The 26,781-nt window shown below is 57.7% G+C and carries 22 protein-coding genes and 1 tRNA gene; 19 read left to right on the forward strand and 4 right to left on the reverse strand.

Translation table 11 applies throughout. The features are described 5' to 3' along the window. Positions 1-441: 441 nt before the first annotated feature. From RTP97_RS17455 to mqo, 10 genes are all read left to right on the forward strand, one after another. Positions 442-702 carry a PAAR domain-containing protein gene (locus RTP97_RS17455; protein WP_312415955.1) on the forward strand — a complete coding sequence of 87 codons (261 nt, stop codon included), beginning with the start codon at positions 442-444 and terminating at the stop codon, positions 700-702. Continuing rightward, positions 702-2,135: a hypothetical protein gene (locus tag RTP97_RS17460; protein WP_312415919.1), complete on the forward strand. Its 1,434-nt coding sequence runs from the start codon at positions 702-704 to the stop codon at positions 2,133-2,135. Before RTP97_RS17455 ends, RTP97_RS17460 begins: the two co-directional genes overlap by 1 nt. 6 nt (positions 2,136-2,141) lie before the next feature. Continuing rightward, positions 2,142-5,492: an ImcF-related family protein gene (locus tag RTP97_RS17465; RefSeq protein ID WP_312415921.1), complete on the forward strand. Its 3,351-nt coding sequence runs from the start codon at positions 2,142-2,144 to the stop codon at positions 5,490-5,492. Beyond that, a complete protein-coding gene (tssA, locus tag RTP97_RS17470) occupies positions 5,492-7,078 on the forward strand; it encodes a type VI secretion system protein TssA (protein WP_312415923.1) in 1,587 nt (528 codons plus the stop codon). Before RTP97_RS17465 ends, tssA begins: the two co-directional genes overlap by 1 nt. 22 nt (positions 7,079-7,100) lie before the next feature. Beyond that, positions 7,101-8,864 (forward strand): type VI secretion system baseplate subunit TssF, encoded by a 1,764-nt coding sequence (gene tssF / locus RTP97_RS17475; RefSeq protein WP_312415926.1) that lies wholly within the window; start codon positions 7,101-7,103, stop codon positions 8,862-8,864. Continuing rightward, entirely contained in the window at positions 8,828-9,913 is a 1,086-nt protein-coding gene (gene tssG, locus RTP97_RS17480; protein ID WP_312415928.1) for a type VI secretion system baseplate subunit TssG, read from the forward strand. Before tssF ends, tssG begins: the two co-directional genes overlap by 37 nt. Beyond that, positions 9,900-10,436, forward strand: a complete 537-nt coding sequence (gene tssJ, locus RTP97_RS17485; protein WP_312415957.1) for a type VI secretion system lipoprotein TssJ — start codon at positions 9,900-9,902, stop codon at positions 10,434-10,436. The genes tssG and tssJ overlap by 14 nt, the downstream gene beginning before the upstream one ends. A gap of 1 nt (position 10,437) precedes the next feature. Continuing rightward, positions 10,438-10,911 carry a type VI secretion system baseplate subunit TssE gene (gene tssE, locus RTP97_RS17490; protein ID WP_312415929.1) on the forward strand — a complete coding sequence of 158 codons (474 nt, stop codon included), beginning with the start codon at positions 10,438-10,440 and terminating at the stop codon, positions 10,909-10,911. Positions 10,912-10,918: 7 nt separating this feature from the next. Next, a complete protein-coding gene (locus RTP97_RS17495; RefSeq protein WP_312415930.1) occupies positions 10,919-12,178 on the forward strand; it encodes a VasL domain-containing protein in 1,260 nt (419 codons plus the stop codon). Between the two features lie 112 nt (positions 12,179-12,290). Continuing rightward, entirely contained in the window at positions 12,291-13,937 is a 1,647-nt protein-coding gene (gene mqo, locus RTP97_RS17500) for a malate dehydrogenase (quinone) (RefSeq protein ID WP_312415933.1), read from the forward strand. A 221-nt stretch (positions 13,938-14,158) separates the two neighbouring features. Here the strand turns inward: mqo and RTP97_RS17505 are convergent. Beyond that, positions 14,159-14,230 (reverse strand) — tRNA-Arg (locus RTP97_RS17505). A gap of 75 nt (positions 14,231-14,305) precedes the next feature. Then, entirely contained in the window at positions 14,306-15,247 is a 942-nt protein-coding gene (locus RTP97_RS17510) for a formate/nitrite transporter family protein (protein WP_312415934.1), read from the reverse strand. Between the two features lie 308 nt (positions 15,248-15,555). Here RTP97_RS17510 and mlaA point away from each other — a divergent pair, with 308 nt between their 5' ends. Next, complete coding sequence (gene mlaA, locus RTP97_RS17515; RefSeq protein WP_312415935.1) at positions 15,556-16,314, forward strand: phospholipid-binding lipoprotein MlaA; 759 nt, start codon at positions 15,556-15,558, stop codon at positions 16,312-16,314. Positions 16,315-16,376: 62 nt separating this feature from the next. Here the strand turns inward: mlaA and fadL are convergent, their stop codons facing one another. After that, positions 16,377-17,738, reverse strand: a complete 1,362-nt coding sequence (fadL, locus tag RTP97_RS17520) for a long-chain fatty acid transporter FadL (protein ID WP_312415937.1) — start codon at positions 17,736-17,738, stop codon at positions 16,377-16,379. A 370-nt stretch (positions 17,739-18,108) separates the two neighbouring features. Between fadL and RTP97_RS17525 the strand changes: the two genes are divergently transcribed. From RTP97_RS17525 to sixA, 4 genes are all read left to right on the forward strand, one after another. After that, positions 18,109-18,393, forward strand: coding sequence for a YfcZ/YiiS family protein (locus RTP97_RS17525; protein WP_312415939.1), 285 nt, complete (start codon positions 18,109-18,111; stop codon positions 18,391-18,393). 158 nt (positions 18,394-18,551) lie between these two features. Then, entirely contained in the window at positions 18,552-19,862 is a 1,311-nt protein-coding gene (gene fadI, locus RTP97_RS17530; RefSeq protein ID WP_312415941.1) for an acetyl-CoA C-acyltransferase FadI, read from the forward strand. Positions 19,863-19,879: 17 nt separating this feature from the next. Continuing rightward, the gene (fadJ, locus tag RTP97_RS17535) at positions 19,880-22,027 is read left to right on the forward strand and encodes a fatty acid oxidation complex subunit alpha FadJ (protein WP_312415960.1); all 2,148 of its coding nucleotides are present in this window, start codon (positions 19,880-19,882) and stop codon (positions 22,025-22,027) included. Between the two features lie 210 nt (positions 22,028-22,237). Continuing rightward, positions 22,238-22,723 carry a phosphohistidine phosphatase SixA gene (gene sixA, locus RTP97_RS17540; RefSeq protein ID WP_312212320.1) on the forward strand — a complete coding sequence of 162 codons (486 nt, stop codon included), beginning with the start codon at positions 22,238-22,240 and terminating at the stop codon, positions 22,721-22,723. A 67-nt stretch (positions 22,724-22,790) separates the two neighbouring features. Here the strand turns inward: sixA and smrB are convergent, their stop codons facing one another. Then, positions 22,791-23,342 carry an endonuclease SmrB gene (smrB, locus tag RTP97_RS17545; protein WP_312415944.1) on the reverse strand — a complete coding sequence of 184 codons (552 nt, stop codon included), beginning with the start codon at positions 23,340-23,342 and terminating at the stop codon, positions 22,791-22,793. Positions 23,343-23,508: 166 nt separating this feature from the next. Here smrB and prmB point away from each other — a divergent pair, with 166 nt between their 5' ends. The 4 genes from prmB to RTP97_RS17565 form a co-directional block, all read left to right on the forward strand. Next, positions 23,509-24,441 carry a 50S ribosomal protein L3 N(5)-glutamine methyltransferase gene (gene prmB, locus RTP97_RS17550; RefSeq protein WP_312415947.1) on the forward strand — a complete coding sequence of 311 codons (933 nt, stop codon included), beginning with the start codon at positions 23,509-23,511 and terminating at the stop codon, positions 24,439-24,441. Between the two features lie 54 nt (positions 24,442-24,495). Continuing rightward, positions 24,496-25,581, forward strand: coding sequence for a chorismate synthase (gene aroC, locus RTP97_RS17555; protein ID WP_312415949.1), 1,086 nt, complete (start codon positions 24,496-24,498; stop codon positions 25,579-25,581). Between the two features lie 3 nt (positions 25,582-25,584). Next, a complete protein-coding gene (gene mepA, locus RTP97_RS17560; RefSeq protein WP_312415952.1) occupies positions 25,585-26,409 on the forward strand; it encodes a penicillin-insensitive murein endopeptidase in 825 nt (274 codons plus the stop codon). Further along, a partial coding sequence (locus tag RTP97_RS17565; protein WP_312415953.1) for a TSUP family transporter occupies positions 26,409-26,781 on the forward strand: 373 nt, incomplete at its 3' end. The genes mepA and RTP97_RS17565, both read left to right, overlap by 1 nt.

Genomic DNA, 26,781 nt, shown 5'->3' on the forward strand with positions numbered 1-26,781 from the left:
TAAACAGGCTGACTGGCTGGAAAGCGATGCCTATTATTTTGACTGCAAACTGACTCTTCCGCTGATGCCGGAGATTATCCGACAGGATATGGCAGAGGATGCAGTAGAAAGAAAAGCTAAAAAAACTACCTGATAACTTTTTAGTATATGTTGCGATATCATAGCCATGCAGATTTCGCAAAGTTAAATGTTTCATGTTATTAATAATGGTTTGTGTAATAAAAAATGATAACCACCTCCTGGTGAGTTGCAAGGCTGCGCCTTGCCCATATAATTTTTATTGGATGTAAGCCAAAATAGGCTCCAGGCAGATAATAATTTCGGCATTGCTTCATTTGCTGCGGCACGTAAGCAGGACAAATATGTGTTTATGGTTTTTTAATGGCTCAGCTAATTGACATGGTGAATTTTTATAAAGGTGAAAATCAACAGGAATTATATATGACTAAGCGTGTTGTCGTTCTTAATGATGCTACTTCCCACGGCGGGAAGGTTATTACTGCATCCTCTACTTTTGAGATTGCAGGTAAAAATGCTGCGCTGCTCAATGATTCCGTATCCTGTCCGGAGCATGGCATCAATCCAATAATTGAGTGCGATATGAGCTATGAAGAAGAGGGAAGGGGGATTGTCGTGCATGGCTGTAAGAGCGCCTGTGGTTCTGTAGTTTACGCCAGCTTACCCGATGTGGAGATAGGCTAATGGGGTGGTCATTACCTAACGTTCATCCCCGGCCGGATGCTCCTTCATGGTCACCCTGGGTATGCCTGTTGATTATTTTTTCAGGTCTATCTATATCGCTGGTTTGGGTAATACTATTTTCACCTGAGGGTAATTTACCCACTCTTAAGAGTGGGTACTGGTTGCCGCTTTCAGTTTATACCTTTTTGGGAATTATAGTGTTAATCACTCTCTACACGATATGGTGGGAAATCCTGTCTTTTCGAGTTTATAAATGGAATAACTCACGACGAAATATGCGTCTGGCCTGGTTGAATCAGGCGCACCAGCATCTTTGCGTGATTAGGCATAAAGTGCTGACCACGGATATACAGTTTTTTCCCGATCTAGCGAGTGGAACGACCATAAATAGGGACGAAACATCTCCCTTGACGCTGGCTGAAGTTGGACCTCTTAATCCCGGAATTTTGCGTTTTGAAGAGCTTTGCCAGCAGTTGCTCCGGGAATGCAAAACGTCGTTCCTCGAGCGATATCCATCTGGCCAGTTAACAGTGTTGATACAGACAACGGCTGCTGATAAGGCAGCAGAAGAGGAATCATTTATCCGGCTGTGGGCACAAGAAGCATTACCCTGGACTCCAGCTATTCACGTCTTGCCTAATGAATTACCGTCTACTAGCTGGAACACCTACCTGAGTGCTGTACGTGCCCCCCTGCTGGTGCTGGCGCTGCATTACCGTCAGCCGGATGAAAACTTACCTGAATTTGCCTGTGCGCTACTGCTGTTTCCTGAAGCAATGCTCAGACCTTCAGAGCAGCGGGATGCGGTACGGGTATTTCGCGCCATGCCGCTAAATACCGGGGCACTGCCCCGAGAGTTGGCTGAACTACGTGATATGGCACAGCAGCCTCCCCATGTAAAACATCTGGTCTGGTTCAGTGGCTTACCCGCCTCGGCCAGTCAAGCAGTGGGGCGGGTGGTGCGTAGTCTGCCCTTACCTCTGCATGACGATATTGCAACGGGTGGCGTGATTAATTTTACTGAAGCTTGTGCAGATTACGGACATTGTGCCGGGTGGCTGATGATGGCTGCGGCAACAGAAATGGTCAATTACGGTCCGGGAAGTCACTGGCTGTTACAGTCAGATGGCAAGCAAGCCAGCGCCACGGTCGTGGGTAACTCCCTGCCAGTTATTCGTGATGAGGACAGAAAAGCCCCGCCACTACCTTATCCTGCTGGATCACTCTGCTTTGCTCTCTTACTTAATGTAGTGACTTACGGGGCCATTGGTCATTTTTTTCCTGAGTGGCTATTTTCCTGGTTCGGTGTACTCAGCGTGCTGTTGTCGTTAACGGTTACGCTACCTGGAGCCGTTTTCATTCTGCGCTTCACCATTACATGTCTTCTACGCCCCCGTTTTATTCAGGCTGCCGGACTCGCCAAAAAGGAATAATCCGTTATGAAAAAGTTTTTTCACATATTGGGGATTAGTCTCTGCATCATGATGGTTTTGTCGGGCCTGCTATTTATTCTGGCCCAGACGACTTATCTTTTTAAGGACTTAGACGATCGTTTTTCCTGGATTTCTTCGCTGGGTACGGTTGTTCTGACCAGCGTGCTAAGCATACTGGCTTTTTTTCTTATTCCTTCTCAGGAAAACGATACCCCGTTGGGGCCGCTCAATAGCAATCCGGTGGATAAGGAGACGGGGGCTCAGGAACAAAATGTCTCAATTCCGCTACTAAAAAACCACCTCCGTCGCCGTCACGGTCCCCTCTGGCGCTATAAGGTCCGTCTATTACTGGTCACCGGCGAGCCAGCGCAGGTCGCCGCTATCGCCCCCGGCCTTGCAGAGAAGCAGTGGCTGGAGGGCAGCGGTACGGTCCTGATTCACGGCGGCACTCTGTCCGCCGCCATCGACAAAGATCGTCTTCACGCCCTGCGTAAGCTGCGCCGCCACCGTCCGCTGGACGGGATCGTACTTGCCCTTAACGATACGCAGGCGACAGCCGACACGCTGGACATCCACCTTCGTACTCTTGAACAGATAGGTGAGGCGTTGCACTACCAGCCTCCGGTGTACCTGTGGCAGGTCAGCGACAGCGCGTGGCCGCAGGATGCGCGAATTACCCAAACCGTAGGCGCGCTGTTTCCAGTGCGCGCTACCCCCGAAGCCGCAGGTCAGCAGCTGGCCGCCATTCTGCCTGCGCTAAGAGCGCAGGGAGTGCAGCAGATGCACGTCACTCCGGCACACGACTACCTTCTGCGTTTCGCCCGGCAGCTGGAGACAGAGGACATTGCCCGCTGGCAAACCCTGCTTACCCCATGGCTGATGGAGCACCAGAGACGTCTTCCGCTGCGCGGCCTGATGTTCAGCCCGACGTTACCAGCGAGCGAAGCGGGCGCATCCGCACATGAGCACCGCTGGCCCGCTCCGGCGGCGTGGCAGGGCGTGAAGGAGGATTGCGGGAAAGCCCGCGGCGTGCGCGTGGGGATGGCGTGGGAGCACACGCTAAAAGTCTCGCTCCTGACGCTGCTGGCATTGTGGGGCCTGGGCAGCGTGACTGCGTTTGCGGTTAACCGCCAGCACATTCTTAGCGCGTCTGACCGGGCGCAGCAGCTGGTACAGCACCCGGCGATAAGCGATAACCAGCTGATAGCCTTGCAGGCGCTGCGTAACGACATCGGACGCATGCAGATCCAACGCACGCACGGTGCGCCCTGGTATCAGCGTTTCGGTCTTGATCATAACGCCTCTCTGCTGGCGGCGCTGATGCCGTGGTACGGGCAGGCAAATAACCGTTTGATCCGCGACGCGGCCGTACAAACGCTGACGCAGCAGCTGAACGCACTGGCGAATCTGCCGCCGCGTAGCCCTTTACGTGCTAAAAGGGCAAAACCGGGTTACGGCCAGCTGAAGGCCTACCTGATGATGGCGCACCCGGAGAGGGCCGACGCCGCTTTTTTTACTCAGGTGATGCAAGCCGCGGAACCGTCCCGCCCCGGACTGTCGCCTGCGCTGTGGCAGGCTATTGCCCCGGATTTGCAGGGCTTCTATATGCAGAACCTGCCGGCGCAGCCGTCATGGAAAATCACTCCGGATGCGGCGCTGGTGGCGCAGGTCCGTCAGGTTCTGCTGGAGCAGATTGGTCAGCGTAACGCCGAGAGCACCCTCTACGAGACCATGCTCACGGCAGTTCGCCGCAACTATGCCGATATGACCTTGGAGGATATGACCTCCGGGACGGATGCCCGCCGTCTGTTCAGCACGCAGGAGGTGGTGCCGGGAATGTTTACCCGCCAGGCATGGGAAGGGGGCATTCAGGATGCGATAGATAACGCGGTGGCATCACGACGCGATGAGATCGACTGGGTGCTGAGTGATAACCACAGGGCCATCTCCGGCGATATCTCCCCGGAAGCCCTGAAGCAGCGCCTGACCAATCGCTACTTCACCGATTTTGCCGGGGCCTGGCTGAGCTTCCTGAACAGCATCCGGCTGGATCCGACGCACAACATTACCGACGTCACCGACCAGCTTACCCTGACCGGCGATGTCCGCCAGTCGCCGCTGATTGCCCTGATGAACACCCTGGCTTATCAGGGGCAGACCGGACAGCAGGGCGAAGCCATCTCTGATTCGCTGGTCAAATCAGCTAAAGCGCTTATCGGCAGAGACGAGCGGCCTGCTATTGACCAGCAGGCCGCAGGTCCGGTCGGGCCGCTGGAGGGGACGTTCGGGCCGCTGCTTCAGCTGATGGGTAAAAACAGCACGCAAAACGTGATGGCGGCCGACAGCTCGCTCAGTCTACAGACGTACCTCACCCGGCTCACTCGCGTGCGGCTGAAGCTCCAGCAGGTGGCAAATGCGCCCGATCCGCAGGCGATGATGCAGCAGCTGGCGCAGACGGTATTTCAGGGGAAAAGCGTGGATCTCACCGATACCCTGGCCTACGGCAGCCTGGTTGCGGCCAGTCTTGGCGAAGAGTGGAGCCGCTTTGGTAATACCCTTTTTGTGCAGCCGCTGACGCAGGCATGGCAGACGGTACTGCGACCGTCTGCGGCCAGCCTGAACGATCGGTGGCAGCGTGCCATTGTCGCCAACTGGCACGCATCGTTTGACGGGCGCTATCCGTTCGCCGCCGGAAAGAGTGATGTCTCCCTGCCAATGCTGGCGGAGTTTATCCGCCATGATACCGGACGTATCGACCGCTTCCTCACTACCCAGCTGGGCGGCGTGCTGCATAAAGAGGGCAGCAGCTGGGTGGCGGACGAGACCAACAGCCAGGGGCTGACCTTCAGCCCGGCCTTCCTGAGGGCAGTGAACCAGCTTAGCCAGCTCTCCGATATCCTTTTCACCGACGGCAGCCAGGGCATCAGCTTTGAGATGCAGGGCGTGGCGATGCCGGAGATTGTCGAAACGCAGATGACGATCGACGGGCAGACGCTGCACTACTTTAACCAGCTTGCCGACTGGCAGAGCTTTCGCTGGCCGGGCGTGATTAACAAACCCGGTGCGATGCTGACCTGGACCTCCACAGCGGCGGGTGCGCGACTGCTGGCCAACTACAGCGGCACATGGGGCGGGATCCGGCTGCTGGAGCAGGCGAAACGTGAAAAGATCGGCGAAGGTATGTACCGGCTAACAATCGCTGCCCCGGACCACCGCCAGCTGCAGTGGCTATTGCGCACCCAGATGGGCGATGGACCACTGGCGCTGCTGAAGCTGCGTCACTTTGCTCTGCCGGATGCCATCTTCAGCGTGGATGCGACGGCTGCTGCGGACAACGATAACGGGGAGATGAACTGATGGCCTCCCTGCAAACGTTACTCACGGCCTGTATGGCCGAATCGGCAACCCTGGCGAAACAGACCCAGCTGCGCCTGCCCCTGTGGGAAAACTGGTTACAGCCCGTCACCGCAGATAACCCCACCGGTGAGGATCCCGGTTACGATGACAATTTTCAGCGTATGCGTGAAGAGGTGAATAAACTCTCCGGCGCGGATACGGCGCTCATCTGCCAGCTTGCTGAAAAGCTGCTGATCGCCGCAACGAAAGACATTCGGGTCGCCACCTATTACGCCTGGGCGCGGCTGCACCGCGATGGCGAAGCGGGGCTGGCGGACGGTCTTGAGCTGCTGGCAGGACTGATGCAGCACTTCGGCACGCAGCTCCACCCGCAGCGTGACCGAAGCCGCAGAGGGGCCATGGAGTGGCTCGCCGGTGGTAAAATGCTCGACAGCCTCTCCCTCTATCCGGAGGTCAATAACGCCGACACCCTGCGTATCGCCGGGGCACTGCTGCTTATTGACCAGTTGAACGCTGAGTTGTCACAGGAGAGCCAGCCGCAGCTGGCTCCGCTGTACGGCGCGCTGGAAAACCGACTCCAGCAGTCCGGGGGCGCGGATGCGGTAGTACCGCAAAATGCAGCCAGCACCCCTTTCCCATCACATCTTAGCCTGCCTGAACTGGCCCGTATTGCCTCCGGTCAGGAGCTGCTGGCCCAGGGGCGCGTCCTGGCGGCGTATCTAAGGGAGCAGCCAGGCGGCTGGCTGGCGGCTCACCGGCTGCTGAAAAACATCCGCCATGACACGCTGAACCAGCTTCCAACGCAGACGGCAGATGGGCGGACCCGCTTTGAACAGCTGAAAATCGATCCACGCCCACAGCTCAAGCGTCTCTATTTACAGCAGCAGTGGCAGCCGCTGCTGGAAGCCGCAGACGATCTGCTCTCGCGGGGTGCCTGCCATCTGTGGCTGGATTTGCAGTGGTACATCCACCAGGCGCTGCTAAAGCAGGGCCGCGAAAACGAAGCCGCCATCGTCCAGAACGATCTGAAGGGATTGCTGAGCCGCGTGCGCGGCCTGGAGCTGCTGGCCTTTAATGACGGCACGCCCTTTGCCGATGAGGTCACCCTCAACTGGATCCAGCAGCAGGTGCTGGCTACGTCCCTGGGCTTTCACGCGCTTCCGGTCAGCAGCGTCGCCACCTCAGAAGACAATGACATCCTGCAGCTGGAGCCGGAAGCACTGGCGCTGGCCGACAGTGAAGGTCCAGAGGCGGCCCTGGCCTGGCTGCAACATCGCCCTGGCATCACCAGCGCGCGAAGCCGCTGGCTGCTGCGTCTGCTGATGGCACGCGTCGCCGAACAGGTCGGCAAAAACGACCTGGCGCAGCATCTGCTGGCCGAGCTGGATAGTCACGCGGCAGCGCTCCCGCTGGCCCAGTGGGAGCCGGTTCTGCTTTTTGAGGTTAAAGCGCGGCGGCTAAAACTGTTGCGCATGAAGGCCGGGCGCAGTGAAGCAGATAAAACGCGTCTGCAACCGGAAATGACGTCGCTGCTTGCCGGGCTGATCGCCATCGATCCGGCGCGGGCCGCCGTGCTGTGCAGTTAACTCTTGGATCCTGAGAAAATAAATGGACGATTTAACCCTGCGTTATTTTGACGCCGAAATGCGTTACCTGCGTGAGGCGGGTGAAGAGTTTGCGCTTGCCCATCCCGACCGGGCGGCGAGCTTAAACCTCGACAAAGCGGGCGCGCGCGATCCGTATGTGGAGCGTCTGTTTGAAGGTTTTGCCTTCCTGATGGGGCGGCTGCGCGAAAAGCTGGATGATGACCTGCCGGAGCTTACCGGTGGGCTGGTGAGCATGATATGGCCGCACTATCTGCGCACCATTCCGTCGCTGTCTATCGTGGAGTTCGCCACCGACTGGCGGGAGATGAAAGAGCCGGTCAAGATAGAGAGGGGCTTTGAGGTGCTCTCCCAGCCCATCGGCGAAAAGCGGACGCGGTGTCGCTACACCACCACGCAGCCGCTGACCCTGCTGCCGCTGTCGCTCTCCCGTGCTGGGGTGACGACTGACCCGGATGGGCGCTCTGTCATCACGCTGCGTCTGGAGTGCGGTCCGCTGGCAAACTGGCGCGAAATTGATTTAAGCCGTATTCCGCTCTACCTCAATGCGGATGCACCCCTGGCGGGCGCACTGCATGAAGCGCTGACCCTAAACGTGGCGAATATTGGTCTCCGTTTTCCGGGAGAAGGGAACAGACACCCGCTGGCTGCGCATTTTGCCGTCTGTGGTTTCGGCAAAGATGACGCCCTGCTGCCAAAAACGGACGGTAGCTTCAGCGGTTATCAGCTGTTGCTGGAGTACTTCACCTTCCGCGAAAAGTTTATGGCGGTCAGCCTGCGCGGGCTGGATAGCGTCACGCTGCCGGAGGCGACGCCGTGGCTGGAGATTGACGTGGTGCTGAATAAACAGTGGCCGCATGAATTTCCCTTCTCGGAAAAACAGCTGCGCCTGCACTGCTCGCCGGTGATTAACCTCTTCCCGCTGGAGTCGGATCCGCTGCACCTGGATCCTCTGTGCACTGAATATCTGCTGCGTCCAATGCGTGTTCAGGACGGTCACACGGAGATTTACGCTGTCGATTCAGTTACCTCCTCACGGCATAGCGGGCATCAGGTCTACGTGCCGTTTACCAGTTTTCGCCATAAAGGGGGAATGCTGCGTCACGATGCACCGGAGTACTACTACCACACCCGCGTTAAGCGCGGCCCTTCCGGACTGTATGACACCTGGCTCATCCTCGGCGGTGAGGCATTCGATAATCATACCGTCCCGGATGATGAAAAGCTCTCGCTGAACCTGATCGGCACCAACGGCCAGCTGCCGCGCCGGGCGCTACAGAGCACGCTGCTCGATACCACCGTCAAGTCTACCGCCTCGCGTATTCGCGTGCGTAATCTCTGCGCGCCGACGTTGCCGTGCTATCCACCGGATCGGGATCGCTTCCACTGGCGGGTGCTGAGCCATCTGGGCAGCAGTTTTCTGTGGATGATGGATAACGCGGATGTTCTGCGCGGAGCGCTGTCGCTCTATGACTGGACGGATAACGAGATGAACCGCCGTCGTCTGGCTGCCATCACCGACGTGAAACACAGTGAAATCGAACGCTTTGAGAAAGGGCATCTGATGCGTGGCGTACAGATTGAGGTGATGCTGGACGGCAACGGCTTTGCGGGGCACGGCGATGTCTGCCTGTTCGGTGAAATGCTCAACCGCTTTTTTGCCCTCTACACCGATATTCACCTCTTTAACCGCCTGATACTGATTGTGCAACCCACCGGAGAGCGACTCGAATGGCAGGAGAATCACAACCGCCGTATTCCCGGCTAAGCGCCCGGCTTGAGCGGAATATTCACCGGATTAATTTCTACCGCTTCTGCCAGCTGCTGGAAAAGGCAAACCCGGACAGGCCGCCGCTGGGTACCACCCTGACCCCGGCGAGCGATCCGGTTCGCTTTCGTCCGCATCCGGGCATGGGGTTTCCGGTCAGTGAACTGAAAGCGGTGGAGTACGACGAAGACAATTCGGATGCGCCGCCGACGGTGCGCACCACCTTTAACGGCCTGTACGGCGTGGATTCACCGTTGCCGACGGCCTGGCTGGATGATATCGCCCAGCGGCGCGAAGGGTATGAGGCCCAGATGGCGTTTCTGGATATCTTTAACCACCGCATCCTGACGCAGTTCTACCGTATCTGGCGCAAATACTCGTACCCGGCGACCTTTGAGCCTGGCGGTACGGACAGCACCTCGCAGAGCCTGCTGGGGCTTATCGGGCTGGGCATTCCCGGCACCGGGAAACATATTGGTACGCCGGTATCGCGCTTTCTGGCTCTGCTCGGCGTCATGCGCCTGCCTGCGCGAACCGAAGAGGGGATTCAGGCGCTGGTGAAACTGCTGGCACCGCACACCCAGGCTACGGTCACCCCCCACGATCCGCGCACGGTAGTCATCGACAGGCCGCTGGGCTTCTACGGTGAGGAGGACTTTCTCCTCGACGGTTACACGGTGCTTGGTGATGAGACGACAGAGATCAGCAGCCAGCTGCGGGTGGGGCTGTATACGGACGATGAGGCAGAGGCGCAGGGCTGGCTGCCGGGCGGGCAGTGCTATGACGACTTTCTGGTTCTGCTGCGGGTGTATCTCGGCTGGCGCTATAGGGCGCGTATTGAGCTAACGGTGCCGACGCAGCTTTTGCCAGCCCCCGTGCTGGACGAAACGCCGTTTATCCTCGGCATGACCGGGGTCCTGGGAATGGAGGGCGATACGGTTCCGCCGGATCTGCCCGCCATCTTTACTACTGAGTTAGGCAGCTACCGCGGTATGCCGTCTGCCGTTACACAACAAGGAAACCAGCGTGTCACGTATGCATTTGAGTAAAAGCCGGTGCCTCCCCCTGCTGATAGTCCCGCTCCTGCTGAGCGGTTGCGGTCTGACCCAGACGGTCAGCGACGATACCTCATCCGCGATAAAGTCGATTTTTTACAGCCAGGTGAAAACCCTGCATCTGGATCTTACCGCCCGAGAGGCGCTGAACACCGACAGCGTAGAGGATGTCTCGCTCTCTGAACCGGTAATGATACGGGTTTACCAGCTTAAGGATCGCAAGGCGTTTGACAAAACGGTGTATCAGCAGCTGGCGAAGGATGCCGAAAGCGCGCTGGGCGCGGATGTGCTTGCCAGCCGCAGCATGGTGGTGAAACCTGGGGCAGATACCAGCCTGGATATGCCGCTGGACGAACAGGCGCAGTTTGTTGCCGTTGTCGGCCTGTTCCGGGCGCCGGACCTGGCGAAGAACGACTGGAGGCTCGTCCTCACCCGTGACGAGCTAGACCCGGATAACCCGCGCATTATCGAAGCCGACAATAACCGGCTAACGCTGCAACCGCTGAAGGAGGAGTGAGATGCCCGTACGCCATAACGCCCCGTCGCTCTATGAAACGCTTTACGACAACTTTAGCGGTGGGCTTGATCTGCCCCAGATCGGCGAGCAGGACCAGATAATTTTATCGGTACTGGACAACATGCAGCGCATCCTTAACTGCCGCGCCGGAACGCTGGCACATCTGCCCGACTATGGCCTGCCGGATATGACGAAAATCCTGCAGGGGATGCCCGGTACCGCTCATGAACTGATGAAAACCCTCTCTGACGTGCTGCTGAAATACGAACCGAGGCTGCAAAGCCTTAGCGTGGTCCTGCTGGAGCAGACGCAGCCCGGTGAGCTGCGCTACGGCGTGGATGCCGAGCTGAGGGGCATTGGTCTGGTGCGCTACGGTACGCAATTTATGCCGGAGGGAAAGGTGCTCATCCGGCATCTTAAACAACAACAGTATATGGACTCCCGGGCGGTAGCCCGATCTCATTACCTGGGCTGAACAGCAGATGAACATACACTCTGAATACTCTCTAAAGATCGGCGGCGATCCGCGAACCTTTCCCGATTATGCCGCATTGTGTGATGAACTCGACAAACTGACCCATCCGGCGCGTCCGGATGTGGCGTGGCAGCGGGTGGAGACGCTGTGCCTGTCGCTGTTTGAGCGCAACGGCGTGGAGTTACAGTCTCTGGCCTGGTACACCCTGGCGAGAATCCACCTGTCAGGACTTTTAGGCCTGAATGAGGGGCTAGCCCTGCTGGAAGCGCTGCTGGCGCACCAGTGGCATTATCTGTGGCCGCAGGCGGTGCATGCGCGGGTGGAGATCCTTAGCGGTCTGAGCAAACGTCTGCAACAGGTGCTGAGAATGCAGACGTTCACCTCTGCCGATCTGGGAAAGCTCTACCAGGCGGAGCAACACCTGACCCATATCGGTGACGTGCTGCAACGCCTTGAGCTGAAGCATCTTAGTGAGAGTGACGCGTTGCGGGCGCAGCTGCATCATGCGGCACTGCGGCTTGAGAGCGATGAGCATGTCGGAGCCAGGCAGGCCGCTCCGCCCGTTTCCACAAGCACAATCCGGGGAGCGTCAGAGCGGGCGATACCCACCGACAGGCAGTGGATATTTGTTGTGCAGCCGGAGCAGGGGAGGACGCGGGTACATCCAGGCCGTCGCCGGAGAGCGTTTATTGCTGGCCTGTTCACCATGCTGGTGGTAGGGAGCGCCTCGCTGTGGGGCTGGCAATATCTTCATCGTCCGCAACCGCTGGATATGCAGCCGAGAGCGGTTATCCTGCGCACGCAGCAGCAAATCGAACGCTTGTCCCGGCTGCCAGTGGATAATGCCCTCCGCCAGCAGGCCATGCTGGTACACAAGCTACAGACACTGTTCCCCGCAGACCCGGCGGTAAAACAGTTTGTCCATCAGTGGCAACAACAGCTCAGCGCCGCGGCCCTGCCGGTGGAGAGTCTGAGCGGCTGGCATCAGGGGATGATGCAGTTGAAGCAGCTAACCGATCGTCTGAACAGTCTGGATGAACAGCATGGCAAGTATATGACGGTGAGCGAGCTCAAGTCGCAGGTGTTTGCTATTACGCAGGCGTTAAATCAGATGCCACCGGTGGAGGAGCAGCTGCGACAGATCGCCGCCCAGCAGCAGGATGGGAAGGTTTCTCCGGCGCTTAAACAACAGACGGAAGCCCATCTGAATCAGTTGTTAATCCGCTTTTTCAGTACGCAGGATGCGGTCGCGCCTGGCTCGTTCTAACTCCCTGTAATTTGTATGGTTGTTAATAATTTGTTCAATAATGCTTTAAATTGTTAATTATTTCGTTAAAATAATCGTCTATTTGTTCAAATTAAGTTGATTGCAATAACAGATGTCACATTTCAGAAAAGTAGTTCCCGCTTTTTCGCTTATCGCGATGTTGGTTGCCTCTAATGTCCACGCTGCAGACACTGCCGAGAAAACAGACGTACTGTTGATTGGTGGCGGTATCATGAGCGCCTCTCTGGGTACGCTGTTACAGGAGCTTCAGCCTGACTGGAAACAGGTCATGGTTGAGAAACTGGACGGCGTTGCGCTGGAATCCTCTAACGGCTGGAATAACGCCGGTACGGGTCACTCCGCCAACATGGAACTGAACTACACGCCTGAGCGTGAAGACGGTTCGATTGACGTGACCAAAGCGCTGGAGATCAACGAAGCATTCATGATCTCGCGTCAGTTCTGGTCATCTCAGGTGAAGCGCGGCGTGCTGAACGATCCGCACTCCTTCATCAACTCCACCCCGCACATGAGCTTTGTCTGGGGCGATAACGTTGACTATCTGACCAAGCGTTACGCGGCATTGCAGCAGACCACCCTGTTCCAGGGCATGCAGTTCTCTACCGACCAGCAGCAGATCAAAAAATGGGCGCCGCTAATCATTGAAGGCCGCGATCCGCAGCAGCGCGTTGCCGCCACCTGGACCCCGGTCGGTACCGACGTTAACTATGGCGAGATCACCCGTCAGCTGGTGGGCAGCCTGAAAAAGACCAGTAACTTCAAGCTGGAAACCGGCTCCGAAGTGACTGATTTTGAACGTAACGGTGACAACTCCTGGCACGTAACCATTACCGACGTGAAGAGCGGTAAAGAGCGTGCGGTTGACGCGAAGTATGTCTTTATCGGTGCTGGCGGCGGCGCGCTGAAGCTGCTGCAAGAAACCGGTATCCCGGAAGCGGATAACTACGCAGGCTTCCCGGTGGGCGGTTCGTTCCTGGTGACCGAGAACCCGGAAATCACCCGTCAGCACACCGAGAAAGTCTACGGTCAGGCTTCCGTGGGCGCGCCGCCGATGTCGGTTCCGCACCTGGATGCCCGTTACCTTGATGGCAAACGCGTGGTGCTGTTTGGGCCGTTCGCGACCTTCTCCACCAAATTCCTGAAACAGGGTTCGTTCTTTGACCTGCTGAGCACCACGACCACGAAGAACGTGATCCCAATGACCGATGTCGGTCTGGATAACTTCGACCTGGTAAAATACCTGATTGGTCAGGTGATGCTGAGCGAAGATGACCGCTTCGAGGCGCTGAAAGAGTACTATCCGTCGGCGCGTAAAGAGGACTGGAAACTGATCCAGGCAGGCCAGCGCGTGCAGATCATCAAGAAAGATGCAGATAAAGGCGGCGTGCTGAAACTCGGTACTGAAATCGTTACCGATCAGCAGAAAACCCTGGCAGCGCTGCTTGGCGCATCGCCTGGTGCCTCTACCGCCGCGCCTATCTCTATCAACGTGATCAAGCAGCTCTTCCCGGCACAGTTTACCTCTCCGCAGTGGCAGGAAAAACTGCACGCCATCGTGCCGACCTACGGCCAGAAGCTGAACGGCAACGTGGCGCTCACCCAGCAGGTTTGGGATGAAACCGCCTCTACGCTGAATCTGACCAAACCGCCGGTCATTCAGATGAAGGACGCGGCGCAGTCCATGCCGCAGGCAAAACCGGCTGAAGCCGCACCTGCCCAGCACGACATGGCCCTGTAAGCGTTAAGCTCCTATGTAAGCCCCCGCCGCGATGCGCCGGGGGCTTTTTTATGGGGTTTCTTGGCGTGTTGCTGGCAGCGGCATCAGAGAATGAGCTGAACGCATTGCTTGGGTAATAATGTGCTGGAGTATGCGAAGTTGCTGTTTACGAAAAACGTTTCAAAGCCTTGTGCAGCGTGAGGTTTCTGGGATTCTTTAGAGGTAGAAAAAAGCGGTCAAAGTGTCCCCTGCAGGAATCGAACCTGCAACTAGCCCTTAGGAGGGGCTCGTTATATCCATTTAACTAAGGGGACGAGGCGGCACGAGTATAACGCTATTTGGCCGTTGCGTTAAGCTCGGCACCGCCTGACTGCTTAAAGTGTCACCATTTATGCCTTATTCATCTTTTTTCGGGCTTCTTTCGCTTCGGCTGCTGCCTCTGCCTTGCGCTTGTTGCTCATGTCGTTGCGGATCTGCGCATGGCTGAGCAAGGCGAAGATAAAGGTCCCGCCGCAGATGTTACCCGCAAGGGTCGGCAGGGCGAAGGGCCAGAGGAAATCCGTCCAGGGGATGTTGCCGTTAAAGACCAGGTAGAAGATCTCTACCGCGCCCACGACGATGTGGGTGGTGTCCGCCAGGGCAATCACCCAGGTCATCAGGATAATCACCACGATCTTCGCCGAACCCGCCGCCGGGAACATCCAGACCATGGTGGCCACCAGCCAGCCGGAGATGATCGCATTTGAGAACATTTCGGCAGGGGTGTTTTTCATCACCTCCATACCGATTTCAACAAAGGCATCCCGCGTGGCTTCGTCAAAAATCGGCATGTACTCAAACGCCCAGGCAGCAATTGCCGTGCCGATCAGGTTACCCAGCAGCACCACGCTCCACAGACGCAGCAGCAGGCCGCCGTTTTTCCTGGTCGGGTTCTGCATCACCGGCAGCACGGCGGTCACGGTATTCTCCGTAAACAGCTGCTGGCGAGCCATAATGACGATGATAAAGCCGAAGGTATAGCCGAGGCTCTCCAGTACGTAGCTGCCGGGAATGCCCTCCAGCTTCACGTGAAAGATCCCCTTCACCAGCAGCGACGCCCCCATCGACAGCCCGGCGGCGATAGCCGACCAGAGCAGCGCCATGGCATCACGCTCCATCTCTTTCTCCCCGTCCTGGCGAATATGCTCATGGATCGCCATTGCCCGGGAGGGGAGCTGCTCTTCATCCACCTCGATATCTTCGCCGCGCTCGTTCTCCTCGCTCTCTACCTCAATATCTTCCGAAAGCTCATCCGAGTCTTTGTTAATCTTCTCTTCTTTTAATTCATCCACGATGGGTCACCTTTCCATTACTCACTTCACTGCTATAAGCGTAGCGGTATCCGCTAATTTTGCCGGGAAGCGCACCCCTCGCAACGGCGTTATTGGCAGAGGCGTTTAAAATGGGAGACGAAACGGAGAAGATAAAGCCAAAGCCAGGCTATGCTGAAATCATACCGATGTGCTATTCCGTGCGCATGGACATCTTAAAACGTGCTGATACAATCGCTTGCGTATTCTACGGCGAACGCCGGGACGCTGTGCGTATGTGCCGTCACGGGTGACATTCAGTCATCGCCAATTTTTACAGGGAGACATCTATGAAACTTCGCCTGACGGCGCTCGCGCTGGGCACTACGCTACTGGTTGGCTGCGCCAGCTCCGACTCCGGGGAGCCACAGGGACGCTCGGATCCGCTGGAAGGGTTCAACCGCACGATGTACAACTTTAACTTTAACGTGGTGGATCCCTATGTTCTGCGTCCGGTGGCGGTCGCCTGGCGCGATTATGTGCCGCAGCCTGCGCGTAACGGTCTGAGCAACTTCACCAGCAACCTTGAAGAGCCTGCCGTGATGGTGAACGCCTTCCTGCAGGGCGATCCCTATCAGGGGATGAAGCACTTCACCCGCTTCTTCCTCAACACCATTCTGGGCATGGGCGGCTTTATCGACGTTGCCGGTATGGCGAACAAAGACCTGCAGCGCACCGTGCCGCGCCGTTTCGGCAGCACGCTGGGCCACTATGGCGTCGGCTACGGCCCCTATGTGCAGCTGCCGTTCTATGGCAGCTTTACGCTGCGTGAAGATGCTGGCGATGCAGCAGATACGCTCTATCCGGTGCTCTCCTGGCTGACATGGCCGCTGTCGGTCGGCAAGTGGGCAGTCGAGGGCGTTGAGACGCGTGCGCAGCTGCTGGACTCCGATGGCCTGCTGCGCCAGTCTTCGGACCCCTATATTCTGGTACGCGAGGCTTACTTCCAGCAGCATGACTTTATCGCCAGCGGCGGACAGCTGAAGCCGGAGGAGAACCCGAACGCGCAGGCGATCCAGGGCGATCTACAGGACATTGACGCCGAATAACCCGGCACAAGGTAATAAAAAAGGTGAACCAGAGTTCACCTTTTTTTATGCGCGTTACGGACTTAGAAAGCGTAATTGAAGTTCGCGCCGTAGAGCCAGGCTTTGCCTTCAGACTCGAAATTATACGGGCCTTCGGTGAACTTCACCTTTTGACCGTGCATATAGGAGACGCCGACGTCGACAGAGGCATCCTGGTTGAAGGCATAGGTCGTACCCGCGCTCAGCCAGAGGCGATCCTGATCCGGAATGGAGATGGAGCGTTTGTCAGCCGGGATTGGGCTGTCATCGTAGGCGATACCGCTGCGGAAGGTCCAGTTATCGTCCATATAGTAGGTCGTACCCAACGCCAGGCGGTAAGAGTCGCGGAAACCCTCTTCTTTATAGAACAGGGTGCCGGCGTCACTGTTTTTCGCCTTCAGCTCCTGGAACTGGCTCCAGCTGGTGTAGGCCAGGCTGTAGTGTACCGCCCACTTCGGTGCAACGCGGTTGTACCCTGAAATCTCCCACATCTCTGGCAGGTTCAGGTTGAGCGAGCCGTCGATGGTGCTGCCACCGGTGCCGTAGGGCAGGCCGCGCGGGGTCAGGAAGCTGTTAAATGTCGGGTTCAGGCTGCTGCGGTAGTCGCCATCAAAGTCAATTTTGATCTCAGAGCGGTAGGTCAGGCCGTAGCGGTTGTCTTTATCCAGCTCGTAGAGGATACCGGCGTTCCAGCCAAAGCCCCACTCGTCACCCTTCAGGTAAGCAATCTGGGTATCGCTGCTCAGGCTGTTGGCATAGCCTGCAATAGAGCGCAGGGCTGCACCCTGTGGAGTTGCAGAAGTAAAGCCCGGAGTCTGGCTCAGCTGGCCTGCGGTCAGCTGACCGAGGTCGCCCGCGTAGCGCTCCAGCTTCGCTTTAGCATACACCGCGTCAAAGCCAACGCCGAAGCTCCAGTGGTTATTCAGGCGATACGCGCCGCTGAGGTTTAGGTTGATGGTCTCCAGCTCGGTTTTACCGCCCATCGAACCTGCGGCATAGCTGTCGTTAAATTCGGTAGAGAGACCGTAGTTAGAGGTCAGGGACGCGCCCCAGCCGAACTGATCGTTGATTGGCGCGACAAAGTGCAGGTTAGGCACCCACGCTGTCGGCGCAATGTTATCCGCATCCAGGCTACGACCGGACGGAGAAACACCGGAGACATCTACGTCCGGATCGACAAAAATCGCGCCGCCGGAGAAAGTAGGGCGGTCAAACAGGGTGATGAGCGCCGGGTTACGGCTAACGTTGCCCGCGTCGTCAGCGATAGCGCCTTCACCTGAGTAGGCACGGCCAAGGCCAGAGGAGGAGAACTCATTAAGTTGGAAGCCTGCTGACCAGGCTTGTGTTGAGACAATTGCCACTGCAACTGCGAGTGCAGACTTGGTAAACAGGGTTTTCTGGCTCATGACCATAACCTCATAATTTATTTTTATACAATAAATGTTACATGCCGTAACAGGAGCGCGGAGTGTAGGGTCTGAGTTACGACTTACAAATCAGACCAGTGGCGAGAGTATAGGTCTGACCAGCATGAATGTTGCAAGTATGTTGATAAGTATTTTCAAATGTGATCACGGAAACGCGATCTGGCTGGCAAAAACGCAACGGCCTTCAATGAGAGGAAAGGGTGATTATTGCGCCAGATCATTTTTAAGTGTGATATCGGTCACTTATCCACTTTTGGAGCGCTAACCGCTGGAGACCGCAACCGCCAGCGCGTAAAATACCCTCACTATTTATCGGGCACGCTACGTGCGAATGAGAGAGGAATTCAAGATGAGTAAATGCAGTGCTGATGAAACCCCCGTTTGCTGCTGTATGGACGTTGGCACCATCATGGACAACAGCGACTGTACGGCCTCTTACAGCCGTGTGTTTGCCGATCGTGCCCAGGCCGAAGAGACCCTCGCGGCGCTGACGGAAAAAGCGCGCAGCGTTGAGTCTGAGCCGTGCGATATCAAACCAACCTTCACTGAGGTTGACGGCGGCGTGCAGCTCGATATCGACTTTGTGTTTGCCTGCGAAGCCGAAACGCTGATCTTCCAGCTGGGCCTGCGTTAACCTTCCTCTTACGCTCCCGTGGCCGGGAGCGTTATCTGCGCTTTTCTCTGTGTTTTAGCTCGCATTTTTTCGCGCTTCCGCTTGGCTAAATGTAAAAAAATGGTTAAGACTATTATCAGGTCAGACCACTTTGCGCATTATGTCAACAGGGGAGTGTTATGAGTCAGGCATTACCGCTTGTCACCCGTCAGGGCGATCGTATAGCCATTGTTAGCGGGTTACGCACCCCGTTTGCCCGCCAGGCCACCGCGTTTCATGGCGTCACCGCCATCGAACTGGGCAAGATGGCCGTGGGTGAATTGCTGGCGCGCAGCGAAATTGCGCCAGAGATCGTTGAGCAGGTGGTTTTTGGCCAGGTTGTTCAGATGCCGGAGGCGCCCAACATCGCCCGCGAAATTGTGCTGGGAACCGGGATGAACGTGCATACCGATGCCTATAGCGTGAGCCGCGCCTGCGCCACCAGCTTTCAGGCGGTGGCGAACGTTGCCGAGAGCCTGCTGGCGGGCACCATCCGCGCTGGTATTGCTGGCGGAGCCGACTCCTCATCCGTCCTGCCGATTGGCGTCAGTAAAACCCTGGCACGCACCCTGGTCGATCTCAGCAAAGCGCGTTCCGGCGGGCAAAAGCTCAAGCTTCTCTCCCGCCTGCGCCTGCGCGATCTGCTTCCGGTGCCGCCTGCGGTTGCCGAGTATTCGACCGGTCTGCGCATGGGGGATACCGCCGAGCAGATGGCGAAAACCTATGGCATTAGCCGCGAGGAGCAGGACCTGTTCGCCCACCGCTCCCACCAGCGTGCGGCCCAGGCATGGGCAGACAACCGGCTGGCGGATGAGGTGATGACCGCCTATGCACCGCCTTACCGCGAGCCGTTTATTCAGGACAATACGGTGCGGGCCAACGCGTCGCTTGCCGACTACGCGAAGCTGCGTCCGGCCTTCGATCGCAAGCACGGCACGGTAACCGCAGCCAACAGCACGCCGCTCACCGATGGTGCGGCAGCGGTGATCCTGATGACCGAATCCCGCGCCCGTGAGCTGGGGCTGACGCCGCTCGGCTATCTGCGCAGCTACGCCTTTACCGCTATCGATGTGAAGCAGGACATGCTGCTCGGCCCGGCGTGGTCAACGCCGCTGGCGCTGGAGCGGGCCGGGCTCACGCTTGGCGATCTTACCCTGTTTGATATGCACGAAGCCTTTGCCGCACAGACGCTGGCTAATCTGAAGCTGATGGCCAGCGACCGCTTCGCCCGCGAGGTGCTGGGGCGCGACCGCGCTATCGGTGAAGTGGACGAGAGCCGGTTTAACGTGCTGGGCGGCTCGATCGCCTACGGGCACCCCTTTGCCGCCACCGGCGCGCGGATGATCACCCAGACGCTGCACGAGCTGCGCCGTCGTGGCGGCGGTTTTGGGTTGGTCACCGCCTGCGCCGCCGGTGGGCTGGGTGCGGCCATGGTTCTGGAGGCCGAATAATGGAAATGGAAACTGAAATGGCAACCCCCTCCGCATTTACCCTGAACGTGCGGCCGGACAATGTCGCCGTGGTCACTATCGACGTGCCTGGCGAGAAGATGAATACCCTCAAGGCAGAGTTTGGTAGCCAGGTTCGCGCCATCGTTAAAGCGATCCGTGACAACAAGGATCTGCGCGGCGTGGTGTTTATCTCCGCCAAGCCGGACAACTTTATTGCCGGGGCCGATATCAACATGATCGACAGTTGCACCTCTGCCCAGCAGGCGGAGGCGCTGGCGTATCAGGGACGGAAAATCATGTCGGATATTCACGCGCTCACTATTCCGGTGATTGCCGCCATCCACGGACCCTGCCTCGGTGGCGGTCTGGAGCTGGCCCTGGCCTGCCATGGGCGCATCTGTACCGATGATGCGAAAACGGTATTGGGCTTGCCCGAGGTTCAGCTGGGGCTGCTCCCGGGTTCGGGAGGAACCCAGCGTCTGCCGCGTCTGGTTGGCGTCAGCACGGCACTGGAGATGATCCTCACCGGCAAGCCGCTGCGGGCGCGCCAGGCGCGGAAAGTTGGGCTGGTGGATGACGTAGTGCCTCACTCTATTTTGCTGGAGGCGGCGGTAGCCCTCGCGCTGAAGGGCCGTCCCGCCAGTCGTCGTCTGCCGGTGAAAGAGCGCATTCTTGCCGGCCCTCTTGGGCGGGCGATGCTGTTCCATTTTGTAGGCAAAAAGACTCAGCAGAAGACCCACGGTAACTATCCGGCGGCGTCACGTATTCTGGATGTTATCCATATTGGGCTGGCGCAGGGTAAAGGCAGCGGCTATACGGCTGAGGCCCGGGCCTTTGGCGAGCTAGCGATGACGCCCCAGTCCCAGGCGCTGCGGCAGATCTTTTTTGCCACCACCGAGATCAAAAAGGATCCCGGCAGCAGCGTCGATCCTGGTCCGCTTCAGTCGGTGGGCGTGCTGGGGGGCGGCCTGATGGGAGGCGGCATCGCGTACGTGACCGCCAGCAAAGCCGGGCTGCCGGTGCGCATCAAGGATATCAACCCGACGGGCATCAACCATGCGCTGAAATACAGCTGGCAGGAGCTTGATAAAAAAGTCCGTCGCCGCCATATCAGATCCAGCGAACGCGATAGCCAAATGGCGATGATTTCAGGCGCTACGGATTATCGCGGCTTCTCCCGGCGGGACGTGGTCATTGAGGCAGTATTTGAAGAGTTGGGCCTGAAGCAGCAGATGGTGTCTGAGGTCGAAGCGCACTGCGCACCGCATACCATTTTCGCGTCCAACACCTCCTCACTGCCGATTGGTGATATCGCTGCTGGCGCGGCGCGCCCGGAGAAGGTTATTGGCCTGCACTTCTTCAGCCCGGTGGAGAAGATGCCGCTGGTCGAGATTATTCCCCACGCCGGCACGGATGAGCAAACTATTGCCACGACGGTAAAGCTGGCGAAAAAGCAGGGGAAAACGCCCATCGTGGTGGCGGACAGGGCCGGGTTCTATGTTAACCGTATCCTTGCTCCCTATATCAACGAAGCGATGCGCATGCTGACCGAGGGCGAGCGCGTAGAACACATTGATAACGCGTTGGTAAAGTTTGGTTTCCCGGTTGGCCCGATCCAACTTTTGGATGAGGTAGGAATCGATACCGGCACTAAAATTATACCTGTGCTCGAAGCGGCATATGGGGCACGTTTTTCGCCACCGGCAAACGTCGTCAGCGCAATTTTGAACGACGATCGCAAAGGCAGAAAAAATGGTCGCGGTTTCTATCTTTATGAGTCAAAAGGGCGTACAAGCAAGAAACAGGTGGATCCGGCGATCTATTCGCTGGTCGGTGCAGCAGACAGCGGGCGTTTAACCGAAGCCCAGGTAGCTGAACGCTGCGTGATGATGATGCTTAATGAAGCTGCACGCTGTATAGATGAAAAGGTCATCAGAAGCGTGCGCGATGGCGATATCGGCGCAGTCTTCGGGATCGGTTTTCCGCCGTTTTTGGGCGGGCCGTTCCGCTATATGGATCGCCTCGGGGCGGATAACGTCGTTGCGACCCTGCAACGTTTAGCCGCCCAGTATGGGGAGCGGTTTACGCCCTGTGAAGTTTTGTTACACATGGCGCAGCACGGCATCACGTTCTGGCCGCACAGGGACGCCGATCGGGTAAGTTAAGGTCTGGTAAGGGTAAATCTGGCGTCGGATGAGCTGCTATTGCTCAATTTCTAAACAGAGATTGACGAGAGTTACGCCGTTGAGGTAAAACACAGCGTTTCATTCGACGAATGGATAAGGCACAATGCCCGGCCACTGCTATTTCCCGACGCGTTTACGCTGTAGTGCTCGGGCGATATCGGTGCTTCTGGTTAACAAAAGCGGTGCAATATGCAAGTTTTTATCATGCGTCACGGCGACGCTGCTCTTGAAGCAGCCAGTGACTCGGTACGTCCTTTAACCCTGTGTGGCTGTGATGAGTCCCGTCAAATGGCAACCTGGCTTAAAGGGCAAAAAGTAAACGTTGAGCGCGTGCTGGTGAGTCCGTTTCTGCGCGCTGAACAGACGCTGGAGAAGGTAGGGGAGTGTATGAACCTGCCGGACAGCGTAGATGTGCTGCCTGAGTTAACACCCGGCGGCGACGTGGCTCTGGTCGGCGACTATCTTCAGGCGCTGGCCAGCAAAGGCGTCTCCTCCGTGCTGGTGATCTCTCACCTGCCGCTGGTGGGCTATCTGGTCTCCGAGCTCTGCCCGGAAGAGGCTCCGCCGATGTTCCTGACCTCTGCGATTGCCAGCGTGACGCTGGACGGCGAAGGCAAAGGGACCTTCAACTGGCAGGTTAGCCCCTGCAACCTGAAAATGGCTAAGGCAATTTAATGCCGCCAGGCCATCGTTAAAGAGCCGCTTATGCGGCTCTTGTCATTTCTGGCATTACGGCACGTCATTATGGTAGTTCTGGCGGCTGCCACTCCTCTACCTCGATTAAGACCAGCAGCGCCGCGTCGCCGCCGTACTCTTTCGGTGCCTGGTGGAAAGCCATCACGTGCGGATGCTGCGCCAGCCACAACGGCGTCTGCTGCTTCAGGACGTGCTTACCGTGGCCGTGCATTACGCAGGCGCAGAAGACATGCTCCCGGCGGCAGGCGGCAATCAGCGCCCCCAGCTCCTGCTTGGCCTGCTGCTGGGTTAAGCCATGCAGATCAAGAAACAGCTCCGGCGAGTAGTCTCCCCGGCGCATCTTCTTGACTTCGAAGTGGCTCACGTCCGGGCGAACGTACTTTACCGGCCCGTCGGTGTTGAGCAGCGGCTGGAATTCATCAGAAAAATAGTGGCTGGCGTCGGCCTGCTCCTGAAGCAGTCGTTTTACCGGCACTTCGCTGACCTTCTTGCGCAGGGGACGATGCACAATGGTGTCCTGCTTGATCTGGCGCGTGCCGGTCATCAACTGGCGGAACAGCGCCTGATCCGCCTCGCTAAGCGATGTTTTCTTCTTCATTCATTCATCTCATTTCTGATTTTTTTCAGTTTACCCGACTCGTCGCGCTCTGTGTTCAGGCAAAATGCTTTTTTCCGGCTGGCTGTGCGCGAGAATGCTGATTTATCGGCGTCTTCATGGCAAACTAGCCGCCGAATTTATAGCAAGGCATGTCCCGGAGGATAGCGTGGATAAAATATTTGTCGATGAAGCAGTGAGTGAGCTGCACACCATTCAGGACATGTTACGTTGGTCGGTCAGCCGATTCAGCGCGGCAAACATCTGGTACGGGCACGGTACCGACAACCCGTGGGACGAAGCGGTGCAGCTGGTACTGCCGACTCTCTACCTGCCGCTGGATATTCCAGAAGATATGCGCAGCGCACGTCTGACCTCCAGCGAGCGCCACCGTATCGTTGAGCGCGTGATCCGCCGCGTTAACGAGCGCATCCCGGTCGCCTACCTGACCAACAAGGCCTGGTTCTGCGGCCACGAATTTTACGTCGATGAGCGCGTGCTGGTGCCCCGTTCACCGATTGGTGAGCTGATCACCAGCCGCTTTGCCGGCATCATTAACCACCAGCCGCAGCACATTCTGGATATGTGCACCGGCAGCGGCTGCATCGCTATCGCCTGTGCCTATGAATTCCCGGAAGCGGAAGTGGACGCCGTGGACATCTCTACCGAGGCGCTGGCCGTGGCCGAGCACAATATTGAAGAGCACGGCCTGATCCATAACGTAACGCCTATTCGCTCAGATCTGTTCCGCGATCTGCCTAAGGTGCAGTACGATCTGATCGTCACCAATCCGCCCTACGTGGATGAAGAGGATATGTCAGATCTGCCAAACGAGTATCGCCACGAGCCTGAGCTGGGCCTGGCCTCCGGCAGCGACGGCCTGAAGCTGACGCGCCGCATCCTCGCCTGCGCCCCGGACTATCTCACCGACGACGGCGTGCTGATTTGTGAAGTTGGCAACAGCATGGTACATCTGATAGAGCAGTACCCTGAGGTGCCGTTTACTTGGCTTGAGTTCGATAACGGCGGCGACGGCGTGTTTATGCTGACCAAAGCGCAGCTGCTGGCGGCCCGGGAGCACTTCAGCATCTACAAAGATTAATAAAACGATAACGCATAGTTAAGTGAATAGCTAAATAACGACAGTGGAGCCGTGATGGCAGGAAACAGTATTGGACAACTCTTTCGCGTGACCACCTTCGGGGAGTCACATGGCCTGGCGCTCGGCTGCATTGTCGACGGCGTACCACCGGGGATCGCCCTGAGCGAAGCCGATCTGCAGCACGATCTGGATCGCCGCCGACCGGGAACCTCGCGCTATACCACTCAGCGCCGCGAGCCGGACCAGGTGAAGATCCTCTCCGGCGTGTTTGAAGGGGTGACCACCGGCACCAGCATCGGCCTGCTGATTGAGAACACCGACCAGCGCTCCCAGGACTATAGCGCCATCAAGGATGTCTTCCGTCCAGGCCACGCTGACTACACCTATGAGCAGAAGTATGGCCTGCGCGACTACCGTGGCGGTGGTCGCTCGTCGGCGCGTGAAACCGCCATGCGCGTGGCGGCAGGGGCGATCGCTAAAAAATTCCTCGCCGAGAAATTGGGCATCACCGTTCGCGGCTGCCTGACCCAGATGGGCGATATCCCGCTGGCGATCAAAGCCTGGGACCAGGTTGAGCAGAACCCGTTCTTCTGCCCGGATCCGGATAAGATTGAAGCTCTTGATGAGCTGATGCGTGCCCTGAAAAAAGAGGGCGACTCTATCGGGGCGAAGATCACCGTGGTCGCCGACGGCGTGCCGCCGGGACTGGGCGAGCCGGTGTTTGACCGCCTGGATGCCGATATTGCCCACGCGCTGATGAGCATCAACGCCGTTAAAGGCGTAGAGATTGGTGAAGGTTTTGCGTCGGTAGCCCTGCGCGGCAGCGAGAACCGCGACGAAATTACCCATGCGGGCTTTACCAGCAACCATGCGGGCGGCATTCTCGGCGGTATCAGCAGCGGTCAGCAGATTGTTGCCAATATCGCCCTGAAGCCCACCTCCAGCATTACCGTGCCGGGGAAAACCATCAACCGCACCGGGGAAGAGGTAGAGATGATCACCAAAGGCCGTCATGACCCTTGCGTGGGCATTCGTGCTGTACCCATTGCCGAAGCGATGCTGGCGATTGTTCTGATGGATCACTTCATGCGCCAGCGGGCGCAAAACGCGGACGTGACGACAACGATCCCACGCTGGTAAACGATGAAAAAAACGCTCATTGCGCTGCTGGCGGTGCTCGCCAGCCATACCTCGCTTGCGGCGACGCCGTGGCAAAAAATCACCCATCCGATTGCCGGTAGCGCGCAGTCGGTAGGCGCATTCTCTAACGGCTGTATCGTTGGCGCGAGCGCGCTGCCCGTTCAGTCCGATACCTATCAGGTGATGCGCACCGATCAGCGCCGCTACTTTGGTCACCCCGACCTGGTGCAGTTTATTCAGCGCCTCAGCGGACGGGTGCACAACCTCGACCTCGGAACGGTGCTGATAGGGGATATGGGCATGCCTGCCGGTGGGCGCTTCAACGGCGGCCACGCCAGCCACCAGACCGGGCTGGACGTCGATATCTTCCTACAGCTGCCGAAAACGCGCTGGAGCGCAGCGCAGCTGCTGAAGCCTCAGGCGCTGGATCTGGTCTCCCAGGACGGCAAGCGCGTGGTCTCCTCCCTGTGGCAGCCGGAAATCAGCCAGCTGATCAAGCTGGCGGCGGAAGATAACGACGTGACGCGCATCTTTGTTAATCCGGCCATTAAGCAGCAGCTCTGCGAAGACGCGGGAACCGACCGCGACTGGCTGCGGAAGGTGCGTCCGTGGTTCCAGCATCGGGCGCATATGCACGTTCGCCTGCGCTGCCCGGCAGATAGCCTGGAGTGCGTCGATCAGCCTCTGCCACCGCCGGGAGACGGCTGCGGTGCAGAGCTGCAAAGCTGGTTTGAACCGCCTAAGCCTGCCTCAACAAAGCCTGAGAAGAAGACACCGCCGCCGTTGCCGCCTTCCTGCCAGGCGCTACTGGACGAACATGTACTTTAATGGAAAATTTTAGCGATCTCTTTTTGGTTTCCCCGCTGCTGTTAGCGGTGCTGTTTTTCGTCGCCCTGCTGGCCGGGTTTATTGATGCCCTGGCCGGCGGCGGTGGGTTGCTCACCGTCCCGGCGCTGCTGGCGGCGGGCATGAGCCCGGCCCAGGCGCTGGCAACCAACAAGCTGCAGGCCTGCGGCGGCTCTATCTCATCAACGCTCTACTTTCTGCGCCGTGGGGTAGTAAAGATTGGCGATCAGAAGCTCAATATTCTGATGACCTTTATCGGCTCGACGACGGGTGCGCTGCTGGTACAGCATGTGCAGTCCGACATTCTGCGTCAGATCCTGCCTGTGCTGGTCATCGGTATCGGCCTCTATTTTT

The organism is Pseudescherichia sp. (assembly GCF_031998825.1).
Lineage (GTDB): Bacteria > Pseudomonadota > Gammaproteobacteria > Enterobacterales > Enterobacteriaceae > Pseudescherichia.